A 16343-nucleotide genomic window follows, 5' to 3' on the forward strand; every position below is an offset into this window, starting at 1 on the left:
GTTCCTTCCGTTCACAGCTCGATTTCGATGTCGCCTTCGGCGGTGTGGATGCAGGTGCGGACCGCAGCGCCGACGGGTTCGGCGACCTCGTCCGTGCGCAGGTCCCGCACCTTGCCGGAGCGCAGCGTGCCCACGCAGGTATGGCAGATCCCGATCCGGCATCCGTACGGAAGCTGCAGACCCGCCTTCTCGCCCGCCACCAGGATCGGCGTGCCGCCGTCGCATTCGACGTCGGCCTCGCTGTCGAGGAAGTGGACCGTGCCGCCTTCACCCGATCCCGCATTCCCGCCGATGATCGGCTGGAAACGCTCCATGTGGAGTTTTTTCGGATCACCGTGGTCGTTCCAGTGCTCGACGAATGCGTCGAGCATGTCGCCGGGGCCGGAGCAGAACGCCTCCCGCTCCCGCCAGTCGGGGCACAGCTCGTCCAGATCGGCCGGCGTCATGCGGCCCTGCTCCGCGGTGAGCCGCAGCACCAGCCGGAACCCGGACCGGCGTGCCTCGAGGTCACGCAACGTGGAAGCGAAGATGACCTCGTCGGCGGTGCGCGCCGAGTGCACCAGAACGACGTCGTCGAGGCGGTCGCGGTGGTCCAGGCTGCGCAGCATGCTCATGATGGGGGTGATACCGCTGCCGGCACTGACGAACAGCATCTTCGCAGGCAGTGGATCGGGCAGGGTGAACACGCCCTCGACCTCGCCGAGCCGCACCACGTCGCCGGGCTGGATGCGGCGCACCAGGTGCGGCGAGACCACGCCGGTCTCGACCACCTTCGGGGTGACGCTGATGAGCCCGTCCTCGGGATCGGGATCGGAGGTCAGCGAGTAGGCACGCCAGTGGTAGACGCCGTCGATGATCACGCCCAGTCGTACGTATTGGCCGGGGCGGTGTCCGCGCCACTCGTAGGCGGGACGGATGAGCACGGACGCCGCGTCGGGACCTTCCGGTACCACCCGCTCGACCCGGCCCCGCAACTCCCTCGTGGTCCACAGGGGATTGATCATCTCGAGGTAGTCGTCGGGCCGGAGAGGAGTGAAAAGGTGTCGGACGGCGCGCAACATCATTCTGCGCACCGGATGCACCCTGGGACGCGCACCCCGTTCTGCCATGCCGACAAGGTACCCCGCGTCACGGGTATCCAATCAGGTTTCGTCGTTGCCCGAGACGACGACAGCCCGCGGCGACGTTTCGGTCACCGCGGGCTGAGGCCGGTACATCCGAACGGGGATCTGCCCGCGCGGAGGATCTTCGACGCGCCGGGATCAGAAGTTGATCATGTGGCCTGCGAGGCCATGGATGGCCTCCTGCAGCGCCTCGCTCAGCGTCGGGTGGGTGTGGACGTTGCGGGCCAGTTCGTTGACCGTCAGGTCCCACTTCTGCGCGAGGGTCAGCTCGGGCAGGAGTTCGGAGACGTCGGGGCCGATCAGGTGGCCGCCGAGCAGCTCTCCGTGCTTGTTGTCGGCGATCAGCTTGACGAAGCCGTTGGGATCGCCGAGGCCGTGGGCCTTGCCGTTCGCGGTGAAGGGGAAGGTGGCGACCTTGACGTCGTAACCCTCGTCGCGCGCCTGCTGCTCGGTCAGTCCGAAGCTGGCGACCTGCGGCTGGCAGAACGTCGCACGCGGCATCATCCGGTAGTCGTCGAAGGTGAGGGTCTCGGCGCCGCCGATGGTCTCGGCCGCGACCACGCCCATCGCCTCTGCGACGTGCGCGAGCATGAGCTTGGCGGTGACGTCGCCGATGGCGTAGATGTGCGGCACGTTGGTGCGCATCACGTCGTCGATGGCGATGGCGCCCCGGTCGGTGAGCTCGACACCGGTGTTCTCGAGGCCGAAGCCCTCCACCCGCGGGGCGAACCCGACGGACTGCATGACCTTGTCGACGACCACGGACTCGACGTTGCCGGACTTGTTGTCCTTGATCGCGACGGTCACCTTGTTGCCGTCGTCGTCGATGGACTGCACCGCGGCCCCGGTCATGATCTTCACGCCGAGCTTCTTGTACGCCTTCGCGATCTCCTTGGAGATGTCGGCGTCCTCGTTGGGCAGCGCCCGGTCGAGGAACTCGACGATGGTGACGTCCACGCCGTAGTTCTTCAGCACGTAGCCGAACTCCATGCCGATGGCACCGGCGCCGACGATCAGGATCGAGCCCGGCAGGTCGCGGGTGAGGATCTGCTCCTCGTAGGTGACGACGTTCTCGCTCAGCTGCGTGCCGGGCAGCAGCTTGGTCACCGACCCGGTCGCGATGATCGCGTTGTCGAAGGTCACCGTCTCGGTCCCGCCCTTGTTGAGCTCGACCGAGATGGTGTTGGCGTCGACGAACGAGCCGGCACCGTCGTATTCGGTGATCTTGTTCTTCTTCATCAGGAAGTGCACGCCCTTGACGCGGCCGTCCGCGACCTTGCGGCTGCGGTCCAGGGCCGCACCGAAGTCGAAGGACACGTCCCCGGACATGCCGAACGTCTTGGCCTCTTTCGTGAAGAGATGCGCCAGTTCGGCATTGCGGAGAAGCGCCTTGGAGGGAATGCAGCCCACGTTCAGGCAGACACCACCCCAGTACTTCTTCTCGATGATGGCGGTGCTCAGGCCCAGCTGTGCCGCGCGGATAGCAGCGACGTACCCACCGGGACCGGCTCCGAGGACAACGACGTCATAGTGTGAGGTCACGAACAAACAGCGTAGACCTGCCGCTCCGGCGTGTCTGCGGATGGTCCGGTTACCCGCCGGTAGTCCCGGCACCAGGCACGAATCGGGCGTGCACACGGGCCCGAACGTGGCGGAAGCGGCGGGCGCAGCCCCCGGTCAGCGGCGGAAGCTCCGCATCCGCCGCACGTACCGCAGCACCTTCCGCACCGGCACCGGTCGCGGCCAGTCGACGGCACGGAACCACGCCTCGCTGCCGCCGTCGACCACCACGACCGAGCCGACGAGGAAGTCGGCGGCCGGGGACAGCATGAACTCCACCCACTCGGCAATCCGGTCCGGCTCACCGAACCCCCCGATCGGGACGGGGAAACTCCGGACCCGATCGCCCTCCGGGCTCGCGAGCTGAGTGTCGAGGAGGGGGGTCGACACCGCGCCCGGCGCGAGGACGTTCAGGCGGATCCCCGCCCCCGCCCAGTCCGGGGTCACCGCGTTCCGGCGCACCCAGTGGGTGACGGCGATCTTCGACGCGGCGTAGGTGAAGGGGGCGGCCGCGGGCCTGATGCGTCCCGCCCGCCGCACCCCCTTCTCGAGGTCGCCGGCGAGAAACGCCCGCACGGCCGACATGGGCACGGCCGGGGTGGTGGTCGTCGAATTCGACCCGAACACCACGACCTTGCTGTTTCCGGCCGCGGCGAGCGCCGGCCGCCACCCTTCGAGCAACTCGATCACGCCCCGGACGTTGACCTGGGCGAGGGTGTGCTCCTTGCCGGGCACCGGGCCGAGACCCGCCGCGAGCACCGCACCGTCGAGCCGGTTCCCGGCCCGCTCGAGGGTTCGACGCACCGCCGCGGACCGCCCCGCGGGGGTCGAGAGGTCGGCGACGACGTCGGCCTCCTTCAGGTCGACGGTGATCACGGTGTGGCCCGCGGCCCGCAGCCGGTCCGCGCTCGCCGCGCCCATGCCGGACGCCGCCCCGGTCACCGCGTACACGCCCATCGCCACTCCCTCGTCGATCCGGTTCCGACCGGCACGCTACCGCCGGAGCCACCCCGAACCAAGCAGTTGCTCGCCCGCCACCTCGGGGCCTCCGGGCGCGCCTGTCCTACGCGCGCGAGCCGCGCGACGGCGCCCCCTACGCGCGCGCGAGCCGCGCGACGGCGCCGCGCAGCAAGCTCTCGTACCGGTCCAGCTCCCCAAGCCCGATCACCTGCGGACTGGTGGTGATCGACAACGTGACCGCGTCGCCGATTCCGTGCACGCCGTGGGTCAGGCCCATGACAGGCGACAACCCCGGGAAACCGGCGGTGAAGCGCACGGCGGCCCCGCCGAGCACCAGGTCGTCCGCGCCGCGGTACACGCTGGACACGACCGTGTTGCCGGTGACGGTTCGCGGCACCGCACCCAGGTCGGCGCGGGCGAGCCCGAACCGCAACAGCGGCGCCGGAAGGTGCGCGAACGGACGGTCCCGGAGATCCACGGCCGGATGCACGAGCCGTCGTCGCCGCAGCGCCAGGTCGGCGGCGATCGCCGCGGCACGCTCCCGGGGATCGTCCACGTGCGCGAACAGCCGGACACCGGCGCTGCGGTAGGAGTTGCGCGCCGTCCCGTTCGGGGCGACGGAGACCGGCACCTCCGCGCCGAGCCGGTCGGCCGGGAAGTCGCCGAGGAACTCGCCGAGCGCGGACGCGATCGCGGTCAGTGCACCGACGGTCACGGTCCCCACCGTGCGCAGGTCCGTCGCGGAGCACACGATCGTCCGCACCGCACGCCCCGGGCCGGGGTCGGTGTTCACGGCGCTCAGCGGACATCCCGGGGCCGCCGGCGGGACAGCCGGATCGGCCAGGTCCCGTTCGGCGCGGCCCGCGCGTACCCCCGTCGCCAGCAGTGCGCCCAGCTGGATCGGCACCCGGGCCACGGCACGCAGCAGCATCGCCGGCACCGACGGCGCCTCCGGCCCCGTCGGGGTACCGTCGGCGGCCGGGCCCGTACCCGACAGCAACGCCCGGGCCAGGACCGAGGCGCGCATCCCGTCCGCGAAGGCGTGCGAAACCTGCAGCACCACAACGGTTGCGGTTGTGGCGCAGCGGGGCGCCCCCGTCACGCCGGCCAGCAGATGCACTCGCCACGGCGAGGTCGTGATGTCGAGCCGGTCGGTGAGCAGTTCACCGAGGGCCCGCTGCACTCCCGGCCAGGACGGATCCGGCAGCCGGTGCACGACGAACCGGTCGGCGCCGACTAGGGCGTGTTTCAAAAGTGCTCACTGTGAGGGAGTTCGGACACGGTAGGTGTGTCGCTGCCACTGAATGAGCGAGGTCTCCGGTATCTGGGTTTAGCGACCAAGCAAAACCTTGAATACCGGAGACCTCGTGCCCAGCGTAGCGGTGCCGGGGCGAGCAGACCTGACCGACGCGCAGTGGGCGCGGTTGGCTCCGCTGCTGCCCCGAGGGAAGAAGGCGGGCCGCCCGCCGAAGTGGACGAAACGCCAGCTCATCGACGGTATCCGGTGGCGGACCCGCACGGGTACCCCCTGGCGGGACATCCCGGCCCGGTACGGACCGTGGCAGACGGTGTACGGGCTGTTCCGTCGCTGGCAACGCGGCGGAGTGTGGGCACAGATCCTGACGGCGTTGCAGGCGCTCGCCGACGCTGCCGGCGCGATCGTGTGGGACGTCAGCGTCGACTCGACCATCGCGCGGGCCCACCAGCATGCGGCCGGGGCCCGCGGGGACGGCGATCAGCAGATCGAGCCACCCGGCGGGGTGGAGACCGAACCGGATGATCACGCGTTGGGACGGTCGCGTGGTGGGTGGACCACCAAGACCCACCTGGCCTGCGAGCAGGGCCGCAAACCGTTGTCGATCGTGGTCACCGCCGGTCAGAGTGGGGACAGTCCGCAGTTCACCGCGGTTCTCGACGGGATCGGTGTGCCGCGGACCGGCCGCGGTCGGCCGCGTACCCGGCCGGATCGTGTGCTGGCCGACAAGGCATACAGCAGCACCGGAAACCGCGCCTACCTGCGCAGACGCGGTATCCGCGCGACCATTCCGGTCAAGTCCGATCAGGCCGCCCATCGGAAGCGGAAGGGGTCGTCCGGTGGGCGTCCGCCGGAGTTCGACACCGAGCACTACAAGCAGCGTCATGCTGTCGAGTGCGGTATCAACAAGCTCAAGCAGAACCGCGCGGTGGCAACCAGATACGACAAACTCGCGGTCCGCTATACCGCCACCGTCCGAATCGCGGCTATCAATCAGTGGCTCCGGCCCGACCGCTTATGAAACACGCCCTAGCCCCGCCGCCCAGTACGGATAGTCCAGACGACCCGGCACCGGCACGGCGCGCAACCGGAGTTCGGGGACGGCCGACGCCCGATGCCGAAGCTCGGTCACCAGGGTGTCCGGGTCGCCGGCTTCCCCTTCGAAACAGAACAGCAGGAACTGGTCGCTGCGGACACGGTCGTCGAGCCAGTCCCGCAGGGCGTCGGAGGGATGCAACTGCATTCCGCCAGTGTGGCGGGCGCGGCGCGGGAGCCGCGCCCGCGGTCCCCGCCGGGTCGTCCCGGGCCGGATGGGTAAGAATTGCCTATGGCCGACGACACGAACGACCCGCACCTCTGGCTCGAGGACGTCACCGGCGACGACCAGCTCGGGTGGGTGCGCGCGCACAACGACCGCACCGTCGACGAATACACCCGCACGGAGGCGTTCGGGACGCTGCAGTCCCGGATCCGGGAGGTGCTCGACACCGACGCGCGCATCCCGTACGCGCGGCGCCGCGGTGAGTATCTGTACAACTACTGGCGCGACGCTCGGCACGTGCGCGGCCTGTGGCGGCGGACCACCATGGAGCAGTACCTGCGCGACGAACCGGACTGGGACGTGCTGGTCGACCTCGACGCGGTCGCCGAGGCGGAGGGCGAGAACTGGGTGTGGTCGGGGGCGCAGGTGCTGCGACCCGACCAGTCCCGGGCCCTGATCGGACTGTCACGCGGCGGCGCCGACGCCACCGTGATCCGCGAGTTCGACATGGAGTCACGGAAATTCGTCGACGGACCGGACAGTTTCACGGTGCCGGAGGCGAAGACCGACATCGGCTGGATCGATGCGGACACCGTGTACGTCGGCACCGACTTCGGCGACGGCTCGCTCACCGACTCCGGGTACCCGCGCCTGGCCAAGCGCTGGCGCCGCGGTACGCCGCTGGCGGAGGCCGAGACGGTGTACGAGGGCGACAGATCCGACGTCGCCGTCTCCGCCTGGTACGACCGCACGGGTTTCGAGCGCAGTTTCGTCGAGCGCGCGATCGACTTCTACACGTCGCACCGGTTCGAACTGCGGCCCGACGGGGAACTCGTCCGGATCGAGGCCCCGGACGATGCGAAGGTCTCCGTGTACCGCGACCACCTGCTGATCCGGACCCGGTCGCCGTGGCTCGGACATCCGGCGGGCACCCTGCTGGCCGCGAACTACCCGGATTTCCTGGCCGGCTCCCGGGAGATGACGGTGCTGTTCGCGCCGGACGCGCACAGCTCGCTGGAACAGTACGCCTGGACGCGCAACCACCTGCTGACGGTCGTGCTGCGCGACGTGCAGACCGAGGTGCGGGTGCTCACCCCGGGCGTGGACGGGTGGACCGATCGGCCGGTCGACGACGTGCCGCCCGCGACCACCACCTCCGTGATCGACGTCGATCCGCTCGAGAGCGACGAATTCTTCCTCAACTCCAGCGGTTTCACCGTGCCCGCGACGCTGCTGTCCGGCACGGTCGGCGGGCCGCTGGCGTCGATCAAGCAGGCACCGGCGTTCTTCGAAGCCGAGAACATCACCGCCACACAGCATTTCGCCACTTCGGACGACGGGACCCGGATTCCGTACTTCGTGGTCGGCCGCGACACCTCGTCCCCGGCTCCGACCCTGCTGTACGGCTACGGCGGATTCGAGAACTCGATGGTGCCGGCGTACAGCGGCGGTGTCGGCCTGGCGTGGCTCGAACGCGGGTACACGTACGTGATCGCCAACATACGCGGCGGCGGCGAGTACGGACCGCAGTGGCACACCCAGGCGCTGAAGGAGAACCGGCACAAGGTGTTCGAGGACTTCGCCGCGGTGGCACGAGATCTGGTCGCGCGGGGCATCACCACCGCCGATCGTCTCGGCATCCAGGGTGGGAGCAACGGCGGCCTGCTCATGGGCGTGATGCTCACCCGCTACCCCGAACTGTTCGGGACGATCGTGTGCCAGGTGCCGCTCCTCGACATGAAGCGCTACCACCTGCTGCTCGCCGGAGCGTCGTGGATGGCCGAGTACGGCGACCCCGACAACCCCGACGAGTGGGGCTACCTGCGCGAGTACTCGCCGTACCAGAACACCGCCGCGGACGCGAAGTACCCGCCGATCCTCATCACCACGTCGACGCGGGACGACCGGGTGCACCCCGGGCACGCCCGGAAGATGGTGGCGCGGCTCGAGGAACAGGGCCACGAGGTCTGGTACTACGAGAACATCGAGGGCGGCCACGGCGGTGCCGCGGACAACGCCCAGGCCGCCTTCAAGGCGGCGCTGACGTTCACGTTCCTCGAACGCATGCTGTCCGGGTAGAACTCACCGGTCCTTCAACCAGGCCGCGATGCGGTCGACGGTGTCCGCGTTGTCGCGAATCCAGCCGTTGTGCCCCAGCGGCCGGGACTGGTGCCACGTCGTCACGTCCGCGCCCGGCATCTTCTCGAGCAGGTGCCGGGCGGCGGCGACCGGCGTGAGGTCGTCGCCCTCGACAGTGACGGACAGGACCGGCAGGCTCAGCTCGGCGAGCCGCTGCTCGTAGTCGACGTCGGCGTCGCGGGGCTCGAAACGCCCGCTCCGGGCCAGGCGCGCCCAGTCCGAGATGAGCTGCCGGGACTGGCGACCGAAACCGGCGACGTCGAGCCGGTCGCCGGGCCAGAATCCGGCGATGCTCGCGGTGATCGACATCGCCGCGGACCCGAGGAGCAGACCCGGCCCGCGGATGCCCGCGTGGTGGCGGTAGTACGGGGTCCCCGCGGCGACGAGGACCAGCCCGCCGAGCCGTCCGGGGTTGCGGGCGGCATAGAGCGCCCCGAGCTGCCCGCCCATCGAATGCCCCAGCAGGTACGGGGTGGAGTCGAGGAACCGCTCGTGCACCACCTCCAGCATGGCCGGCAGGTCGACGGCCACCAGCTCCTGGTAGCCGTAGTCGCTGTCGGGTCCGGGGCGGGGCCGGCTGTCGCCCTGTCCGGGCAGCTCGCAGAGCGCGGCGTCGAACCCGTGCGCGGTCAGGGCGTCGGCGAAGGGCTCGTAGTAGCCCGACGGAATGCCGAGACCGGGCAGGATCACCACCACGGGCCGCGGCGCGTCGATGCGGGCCGGTTGTTCCGGACCGGGGAACAGGCGAACGGGTGTCGTCGTGCCGCCCGGCAGCTGGATCGGTACGGTCTCCACCGGCTCAGCCTAGGCGGTTCCGGTGTCCGGGTCAGGCGGTTCGGCCGCCGGCGCGGTCCCGAGTCCCGCGGCGTCGAGGGCGGACTCGGTGAGGCTGCGGCCGAGCGCGATCATCTCCGCCGCGCGGTGGAAGTCGAGACTGCGACCCGACTTGCGGGGGATGCGGATGAGCACGTCCGGCGGGTACCCGGCGAGCTGGTAGCGGGCCAGGGCCGACTGCATCAGATCGAGCGAGCGGTTCATCACCTCGAAACGGCTCAGCTTCGGGACCGGGACCGGATCGTCGACGACCTCGGCGTCCTCGGATGCCACGTCCTCCGCGGCGTCGCTGCGCGCCCCCGGCCCACCGCCGAAACGACCCACCATCGAGCGGACGACGTCCCGCTCCAGCAGTTGCGCGGCGCTGCGGCGGAATCGGCCGATCCACTCGTCGACCGGTCGCGGCTCCGCACTCGCGTGGGCCGGGGCGCCGCCGTCGACGTCGCGTTCCTCGGCCCCGAGACTGACACCGATGGTGACGTCGGCACCCGCGGCGAGGATCGGGGCGAGCGGCAGCGGATCGAGGATCCCGCCGTCCGCGAGCACCCGCCCGTTGAGCACGTACGGGGTGATCACGCCGGGAATCGCGATGGACGCGCGGATCGCCACGTCGACGGGGCCGCGCTGGAACCAGACGGATCGTCCGGCGGCCAGGTCCGTCGCGACGGCCGTGTACGGGATCCGCAGCCCCTCGATGGGGGTGTCGCCGAGGATCTCGCGCACCTTGTCGAGGATCTTCTCGGCGTGGATGGCGCCCGGCGCGGACAGCGACACGTCGAGCAGCCGCAGCACGTCGAGCTGCGTCAACGACGTCGCCCAGCGGGTGTAGTCGTCGAGCCTGCCGGCCGCGTACAACCCACCCACGAGCGCGCCCATGGACGAGCCCGCCACGCCGGCGATCTCGAGTCCGCGTTCCTCGAGCGCCTCGATCACACCGATGTGGGCGTAGCCGCGGGCACCCCCGCTGCCCAGGGCGAGCGCCACCCGCGTCGGTCCGGCCATTCCCAGATCCTACGGAGCATCGTCGGCGCGCACCCCGAGAAGAAAGTTCAGGGTGCGGATCGGGGCGTCACCCGATGTGGAGCGGGTCCTGCGCCCGGCACGCTCGAAGGCATGACATCCACTTCGAGCAGTTCTCTCGTCGTACCCGAAACCGCGCACCGCGCAGGACGTTCGATACGCGCCTCGGTCGCCGCCGTGTGCACCGCGGCGGTGCTGCTGGGCGCCGGGACGGCGGTGTTGCTGGGCGCCGGGACGGCGGTGCTCCTGGGCGCCGGGACGGCGGCGGCCCAGGCTGCGACCCGGCCGGTCCCGAACGTGGTCGGCATGAGCGAACAGAGCGCCCGGGCCACGCTCGAGGCGCAGGGCGTGCCGTACGGCGTGGTCAACCGCGCGGGCACGGCGTCCGGCCACTGCCACGTCACCGGGCAGCGCGACCGGGGCTACCGCACCGAGGTCGACATGCAGTACAACCACGAGAAGAACGAGTTCGAACGTGTCGAGACGCCGCTCTGGCGGGGTGTGGGCCTGACGGTGGTCTGCAACTGACGAGTTCTCGCCGACGATCGGGCGGGCCGGGATTCCGGCCCGCCCGATCGTCTTTCCGGTTCACCGACCCGGCCGGGAAGGCTACTCTCCTCGCATGGTCCGTCTGCTCGCGTCCGCGGTCGTCGCACTGCTCGCCAATGCCCTGGCGCTGCTCGTCGGCGCCTGGGTCCTGCCCGGCATGTCGCTCGACGGCGTCGCCTTCGTCATCGCCGTCGCCCTGTTCACCGTGACGGCGATGCTCGTCGACCCGCTGCTGCGCCAGCTGGCGGTCACCAAGACCCCGGCGCTCCTGGGCAGCAGCGCGCTCGTCTCGACGCTGGTCGCGCTGATCGTCACCTCACTCGTCAGCGACGGACTGCAGATCAGTGGCGCGGCGACCTGGATCCTCGCGACGGTGATCGTGTGGGCCGTCGCGCTGGTCGCCCGGATGCTGCTGCCCCTGGTGGTCTTCAAGAAGACGCTTGCCCAGAAGCGCTGAGGACACACCCCGAGACGAAAGATCAGGGTAGGAATCGGGGCGTCACCCGATGCGACCGGCAGGCCCGTGGCGGCACTCTTGTCGCATGACATTCGAGAACAACACCCCCGCTCCCCGTCCCTTCGCCCGGTCCCGCTCGCAGCGCATGCTCGGCGGTGTGTGCGGCGGCCTCGCCGAGTACTTCGGCATCGACGTCAACCTCGTCCGCGCCGGCGTGGTGGTCGCCGCGTTCGTGACCGGAGGCGGCGCCGCCCTGGTCTACCTGGCACTGTGGATGCTGCTGCCGGAGTGACCGCGAGCCTGCACCCGTTCCAGGAAGCATGCACCCGCTCCGGGACGCCGGAGAGGGTGCACGCTTCCCACACCGGGTGTCGGCTCGTCCCGGCGGTGTCCTAGCGTCGACTCATGTTCTCCAGGATTCCCGTGCTCGGTCGCCTCGACCCGTTCCTCGTCGGCATCCTCACCACCGTCGCGGTCGCGGGACTGCTGCCGGCCTCGGGCACGGCCCTGAACATCTTCACGTGGGCTGCGAAGATCGCCATCGGTCTGCTGTTCTTCCTCTACGGGGCGCGACTGTCCACGCGTGAGGCGTTCGAGGGCCTCCGGCACTGGCGCCTGCACCTGACGATCCTCGCCACCACGTTCGCGCTGTTTCCGCTGCTCGGGCTGGCGACGAAGATGCTGGTGCCGACCGTACTGACCGAACCGCTGTATCTCGGGGTCCTCTACCTGTGCCTGCTGCCGTCGACTGTGCAGTCGTCGATCGCGCTGGTCTCCGTGGCCCGCGGCAACATCGCGGGTGCGGTCGTCTCCGCCAGTGCCTCGAGCCTGCTGGGCATCGTCGTGACGCCGCTGCTCGTCGCGCTGACGATGACCACGCAGGGCGTGACGTTCAGTGCCTCCGCGGTGCTCGACATCGTGCTCATGCTGCTGGTCCCGTTCCTGGCCGGCCAGCTCCTGCGCCGCTGGATCGGCGGATGGGTCGGCAGGCACGGCGGGCCGCTGAAGATCGTCGACCGCGGCTCGATCCTGCTCGTCGTGTACGTCGCGTTCAGTCGCGGCATGAACGAGGGCATCTGGTCGAGCCTGTCGCTCGGGCGGCTGCTCGCCCTGGCGGGTGTGTGCCTCGTGCTGCTCGCCCTGGTCCTGGCGCTCACGTGGTTCGGCGCACCGCGCCTGGGCTTCGCCTACGAGGACCGCGCGACGATCCTGTTCTGCGGTTCGACCAAGTCCCTGGCCACGGGCCTGCCGATGGCGACGGTCCTGTTCCCGGGCCAACCGATCGGACTGATCGTCCTGCCACTCATGCTGTTCCACCAGATCCAGCTGCTGGTGTGCGCGGCGATCGCGGCGCGGCTGGCGAAGCGCGCGGCCGCCCCGGCCGTCGCGGTCTGACCCGGTCGGCACCTCACACGAACGCAGCCGCAGCGGCGGGAGATCCCGGCGCTGCGGCTGCGATTCGGGTGTGCTCTCGGGCCGGGACTAGTCCGCGCTGCCCGAGCCGAGGTCGGCGATCAGTTCGAGGATGGGCGTGATGAGGTCGAGCAGGCTGCCGATCATGATCTTCTCCGTCCAGGTCGTGGGTGGCCGCTAGTCGTCTGCACTCAGCGAGTCCAGAACTTCCAGCAGATCGAAGTTTTCGAGCACCCAGCCGATGATGTCCGCGAGAGATCCCATGGCGACTCCTCCTTGATTTCGTCCGTGTCACGGATGCGCGGTCCTGGAAGTACGGCCGCGACGCCATTGTTACAAGAGTCGACGACCCGAGAACGCGGAAATCGGAGAAATCACCCGAACGACCGACGCCACGAGGCCCGGCCCCACCGAAGTGGAACCGGGCCTCGAAGACGGTCGGGGGTGGATCAGAAGTCCATGCCACCCATGCCGCCGGTCGGGTCGCCGGCGGGAGCGGCGGCCTTCTCCGGCTTGTCGGCGACGACAGCCTCGGTGGTCAGGAACAGGGCCGCGATGGACGCCGCGTTCTGCAGCGCCGAGCGGGTGACCTTGACCGGATCGTTGATGCCGGCGCCCAGCAGGTCCTCGTACTCGCCCGTGGCGGCGTTGAGGCCGTGGCCGGCGGGCAGGTTGCGCACCTTCTCGGCGACGACGCCGGGCTCGAGGCCGGCGTTGAAGGCGATCTGCTTCAGCGGAGCCTCGAGGGCGACCTTGACGATGTTGGCACCGGTGGCCTCGTCACCCTCGAGCTTCAGGTCGTCCAGAACCGGAGCGGCCTGCAGCAGCGCGACGCCGCCGCCGGCGACGATGCCCTCCTCGACCGCAGCCTTGGCGTTGCGGACGGCATCCTCGATGCGGTGCTTGCGCTCCTTGAGCTCGACCTCGGTGGCGGCGCCGGCCTTGATGACCGCGACACCGCCGGCCAGCTTGGCCAGGCGCTCCTGCAGCTTCTCGCGGTCGTAGTCCGAGTCCGACGCCTCGATCTCGGCACGGATCTGGTTCACGCGACCGGCGATGGCGTCGGCGTCGCCGGCACCGTCGACGATGGTGGTCTCGTCCTTGGTGACGACGACCTTGCGCGCACGGCCGAGCAGCTCGAGGCCGGCGGTCTCGAGGGAGAGACCGACCTCTTCGCTGATGACCTCGCCACCGGTGAGGATGGCGATGTCGGCGAGCTGGGCCTTGCGACGGTCACCGAAGCCGGGGGCCTTGACGGCGACCGACTTGAAGGTGCCACGGATCTTGTTGACGACCAGCGTGGACAGGGCCTCGCCCTCGACGTCCTCGGCGATGATCGCGAGCGGCTTGCCGGACTGGATGACCTTCTCCAGCAGCGGCAGCAGGTCCTTGACGGTCGAGATCTTGCCCGACACGAGCAGGATGTAGGCGTCCTCGAGCACGGCCTCCTGACGCTCGGCGTCGGTGGCGAAGTACAGCGAGATGTAGCCCTTGTCGAAGCGCATACCCTCGGTCAGCTCGAGCTGGAGGCCGAAGGTGTTGGACTCCTCGACGGTGATGACGCCTTCCTTGCCCACCTTGTCGATGGCCTCGGCGATCAGTTCACCGATCGCGGGGTCGCCCGCGGAGATGCCGGCGGTGGCGCCGATCTGCTCCTTGGTCTCGACCTCCTTGGCGGTGTCGAGCAGCTTGGCGGTGACGGCCTCGACGGCCTTCTCGATGCCGCGCTTGAGACCGAGCGGGTTCGCACCGGCAGCGACGTTGCGCAGACCCTCGCGCACCAGCGCCTGGGCGAGCACGGTGGCGGTGGTGGTGCCGTCACCCGCGACGTCGTCCGTCTTCTTGGCAACTTCCTTGACCAGCTCGGCGCCGATCTTCTCGTACGGGTCCTCGAGCTCGATCTCCTTGGCGATGGACACACCATCGTTGGTGATCGTGGGGGCGCCCCACTTCTTCTCGAGCACGACGTTGCGACCCTTGGGCCCCAACGTCACCTTGACAGCGTCGGCGAGGCTGTTCAGGCCCCGCTCGAGGCCGCGACGGGCCTCTTCGTCGAACGCGATGATCTTGGCCATTGCGAAGTGATCCTCCGGATATGGGGGTGACACGCAGGGCGACCGCTCGTCGGGTCGCCCCATGTACGCCTTCGGCCGGAAGCAGTGCCCGCGACGGACGACCAGGGGTGTCGATATTCCCGGCCTCACCGTCCCGACCTGGCACTCACGTGTTGCGAGTGCCAAGAGCATTCTTAGCACTCGAGGGTGGCGAGTGCAAGGTTTGGAGCACCCGCCACCCTCGTCGTGCAGGACCGGTCCGGGGTGGGCTCAGCGACGCGTGGAACCGACGCCGACGGCGCACCACTGGCCGGTGGCCGTGTTGACCGCGAACGACTGCGGACCGACGCAGGTCACGCCGGTCGGATCGGCCGTCGCCCCCGAACCCCAGCCGGCGACGGACACCGTCGTCACCGGGCCCTGGGCCGAGGAATGGCTCAGCCCGCCGCCGAGGGCGTACGCGTAGGCGCGGCCACCGTCCCCGGCGCCGCTCAAGGCCGTCCCGAAGCCCGTCGCACGGGCTTCGGCCGCGCCGGCCGTCCGGGCCGACGACACCGCGGTGCCGCTCTCGGAGGCGAAGGAGTGGGCCGTGCCGCCCTCGGTGGCCGTCGCACCGCAGCTCGCGGCGTCGGACACCAGGATCTCGTTGGCCGACGGCGGCGACACGCACGTCACCGGTGCCGCCGCGGCGGTGCCCACGCCGAGCAGGGCCGCCGATGCGACACCGAGAGCGGCGACCACACCGGCCCGGAGGAGACGGCGGGGGACTACGACGGCACGGATGGATCGGATGGACAACAAGGTCTCCTCTGCGCTGGGCCGGGGCTCGGATACTGCGGACGGGGGCGACTCCCCCGGCGCGAGGGTACCGGCCGGACCCTTCCGGAGCGAGAGGTCTTCAGAGCGTGTCGAGCAGCTCCGGCAGGTCGGCCACCGAATCGATCACCCGGTCGGGACGCTCGACCGCGAGATCGAGCACCGACTGCCGAAACTTGCCGGTGCGCACCAGGATTCCCGTCATACCGAGGCGCTGGCCCGGAATGACCTCGGCGTGGAGATCGTCGCCCACCACCGCCATCCGGTCCGGTTCGGTGCCCATCAGCTCGGCCGCGGCGAGAAAGCCCCGCATCGACGGCTTCCCGACCGCGACGACGGTCTGCCCGCTCAGTTCCTCGAGACCCGGCAGGTAGACGCCGGTGTCGATGTGCAACCCGTCCGCGGCCTGCCACGTGGCGCCGCGGTGCATCGCCACCACCGGCACCCCGTCGAGCATCAGTTCGGCGACACGGCTGAGGGCGCGGTGACTGAACTCCGGCCCGGCCCCGCCCAGCACGACCACCTCGGGATCGTCCTCGTCGCGCACGATGCCCGCGAGGTCCGCCTCCACGTCGCCGTGGTTGAGCACCCAGCAGCGCCGGTCCGGGTAGGTCTGCCGCAGATACTCGGCGGTGAGGGACGCGGCCGTCACGATCTCGGCGGGTTCGACCGGCATGCCCAGGCCGGAGAGGGTCTCGGCGATCTGCGCACACGTCCGCGACGTGGTGTTGGTCAGGAAGGCCCGATGCACGCCGCGCTCACGAAGCCCGGCGAGCACCTCGGCGGCGCCCGGCACGGGCACCCACGACGTCACGATCACGCCCTCGATATCGAACAACACCCCGTCCACACCGGCCATGGTGCGAGCCTATCGGGTCGCCCCGCCCCCGCCGCCCACGGA

At 70.0% G+C, this 16343-nt stretch carries 16 protein-coding genes; 6 read left to right on the forward strand and 10 right to left on the reverse strand.

The window, feature by feature from the left end; translation table 11 throughout:
• Nucleotides 1-11: 11 nt before the first annotated feature.
• The 4 genes from F1734_RS20665 to F1734_RS20680 form a co-directional block, all read right to left on the reverse strand.
• A complete protein-coding gene (locus F1734_RS20665) occupies nucleotides 12-1109 on the reverse strand; it encodes a ferredoxin reductase (RefSeq protein WP_026137882.1) in 1098 nt (365 codons plus the stop codon).
• A 153-nt stretch (nucleotides 1110-1262) separates the two neighbouring features.
• Nucleotides 1263-2666, reverse strand: coding sequence for a dihydrolipoyl dehydrogenase (lpdA, locus tag F1734_RS20670; protein ID WP_040270821.1), 1404 nt, complete (start codon nucleotides 2664-2666; stop codon nucleotides 1263-1265).
• 135 nt (nucleotides 2667-2801) lie between these two features.
• The gene (locus F1734_RS20675) at nucleotides 2802-3641 is read right to left on the reverse strand and encodes an SDR family oxidoreductase (RefSeq protein ID WP_017681257.1); all 840 of its coding nucleotides are present in this window, start codon (nucleotides 3639-3641) and stop codon (nucleotides 2802-2804) included.
• A 136-nt stretch (nucleotides 3642-3777) separates the two neighbouring features.
• Nucleotides 3778-4896 (reverse strand): wax ester/triacylglycerol synthase family O-acyltransferase, encoded by a 1119-nt coding sequence (locus tag F1734_RS20680; protein WP_238423992.1) that lies wholly within the window; start codon nucleotides 4894-4896, stop codon nucleotides 3778-3780.
• 130 nt (nucleotides 4897-5026) lie between these two features.
• Here F1734_RS20680 and F1734_RS20685 point away from each other — a divergent pair, with 130 nt between their 5' ends.
• On the forward strand, nucleotides 5027-5920 hold the full coding sequence (locus tag F1734_RS20685) for an IS5 family transposase (RefSeq protein WP_203011788.1): 894 nt from the start codon (nucleotides 5027-5029) through the stop codon (nucleotides 5918-5920).
• Here F1734_RS20685 and F1734_RS20690 read toward each other — a convergent pair.
• Nucleotides 5915-6142 carry a hypothetical protein gene (locus F1734_RS20690; protein ID WP_238423995.1) on the reverse strand — a complete coding sequence of 76 codons (228 nt, stop codon included), beginning with the start codon at nucleotides 6140-6142 and terminating at the stop codon, nucleotides 5915-5917. The two genes, F1734_RS20685 and F1734_RS20690, sit on opposite strands and share 6 nt — an antisense overlap.
• Nucleotides 6143-6226: 84 nt before the next feature.
• On the opposite strand from F1734_RS20690, the gene F1734_RS20695 reads away from it, so the two are divergent.
• Entirely contained in the window at nucleotides 6227-8239 is a 2013-nt protein-coding gene (locus F1734_RS20695) for a prolyl oligopeptidase family serine peptidase (RefSeq protein WP_203010992.1), read from the forward strand.
• A gap of 3 nt (nucleotides 8240-8242) precedes the next feature.
• Here F1734_RS20695 and F1734_RS20700 read toward each other — a convergent pair whose 3' ends face one another.
• Both F1734_RS20700 and F1734_RS20705 read right to left on the reverse strand, forming a co-directional pair.
• Nucleotides 8243-9094: an alpha/beta hydrolase family protein gene (locus F1734_RS20700; protein ID WP_203010993.1), complete on the reverse strand. Its 852-nt coding sequence runs from the start codon at nucleotides 9092-9094 to the stop codon at nucleotides 8243-8245.
• Between the two features lie 9 nt (nucleotides 9095-9103).
• Nucleotides 9104-10135 (reverse strand): patatin-like phospholipase family protein, encoded by a 1032-nt coding sequence (locus tag F1734_RS20705; RefSeq protein ID WP_010592196.1) that lies wholly within the window; start codon nucleotides 10133-10135, stop codon nucleotides 9104-9106.
• Between the two features lie 111 nt (nucleotides 10136-10246).
• Between F1734_RS20705 and F1734_RS20710 the strand changes: the two genes are divergently transcribed.
• The 4 genes from F1734_RS20710 (at nucleotide 10247) to F1734_RS20725 (ending at nucleotide 12554) form a co-directional block, all read left to right on the forward strand.
• Nucleotides 10247-10681, forward strand: a complete 435-nt coding sequence (locus tag F1734_RS20710; protein ID WP_238423998.1) for a PASTA domain-containing protein — start codon at nucleotides 10247-10249, stop codon at nucleotides 10679-10681.
• Between the two features lie 94 nt (nucleotides 10682-10775).
• Nucleotides 10776-11159, forward strand: a complete 384-nt coding sequence (locus tag F1734_RS20715; RefSeq protein WP_048772226.1) for a phage holin family protein — start codon at nucleotides 10776-10778, stop codon at nucleotides 11157-11159.
• An 85-nt stretch (nucleotides 11160-11244) separates the two neighbouring features.
• The gene (locus F1734_RS20720; protein ID WP_003937438.1) at nucleotides 11245-11451 is read left to right on the forward strand and encodes a PspC domain-containing protein; all 207 of its coding nucleotides are present in this window, start codon (nucleotides 11245-11247) and stop codon (nucleotides 11449-11451) included.
• 113 nt (nucleotides 11452-11564) lie between these two features.
• On the forward strand, nucleotides 11565-12554 hold the full coding sequence (locus tag F1734_RS20725; RefSeq protein WP_029539851.1) for a bile acid:sodium symporter family protein: 990 nt from the start codon (nucleotides 11565-11567) through the stop codon (nucleotides 12552-12554).
• Nucleotides 12555-13021: 467 nt separating this feature from the next.
• Here F1734_RS20725 and groL read toward each other — a convergent pair whose 3' ends face one another.
• The 3 genes from groL to F1734_RS20740 all read right to left on the reverse strand — a co-directional run bounded on the left by groL (nucleotide 13022) and on the right by F1734_RS20740 (nucleotide 16301).
• Nucleotides 13022-14647 carry a chaperonin GroEL gene (gene groL / locus F1734_RS20730; protein ID WP_010592200.1) on the reverse strand — a complete coding sequence of 542 codons (1626 nt, stop codon included), beginning with the start codon at nucleotides 14645-14647 and terminating at the stop codon, nucleotides 13022-13024.
• Nucleotides 14648-14896: 249 nt separating this feature from the next.
• The gene (locus tag F1734_RS20735) at nucleotides 14897-15424 is read right to left on the reverse strand and encodes a DUF6764 family protein (protein ID WP_010592201.1); all 528 of its coding nucleotides are present in this window, start codon (nucleotides 15422-15424) and stop codon (nucleotides 14897-14899) included.
• Nucleotides 15425-15524: 100 nt separating this feature from the next.
• A complete protein-coding gene (locus F1734_RS20740; RefSeq protein WP_010592202.1) occupies nucleotides 15525-16301 on the reverse strand; it encodes an HAD-IIA family hydrolase in 777 nt (258 codons plus the stop codon).
• Nucleotides 16302-16343 lie beyond the last annotated feature (42 nt).

Origin of the sequence: Rhodococcus ruber, assembly GCF_016804345.1 — a bacterium.
GTDB lineage: Bacteria > Actinomycetota > Actinomycetes > Mycobacteriales > Mycobacteriaceae > Rhodococcus > Rhodococcus ruber.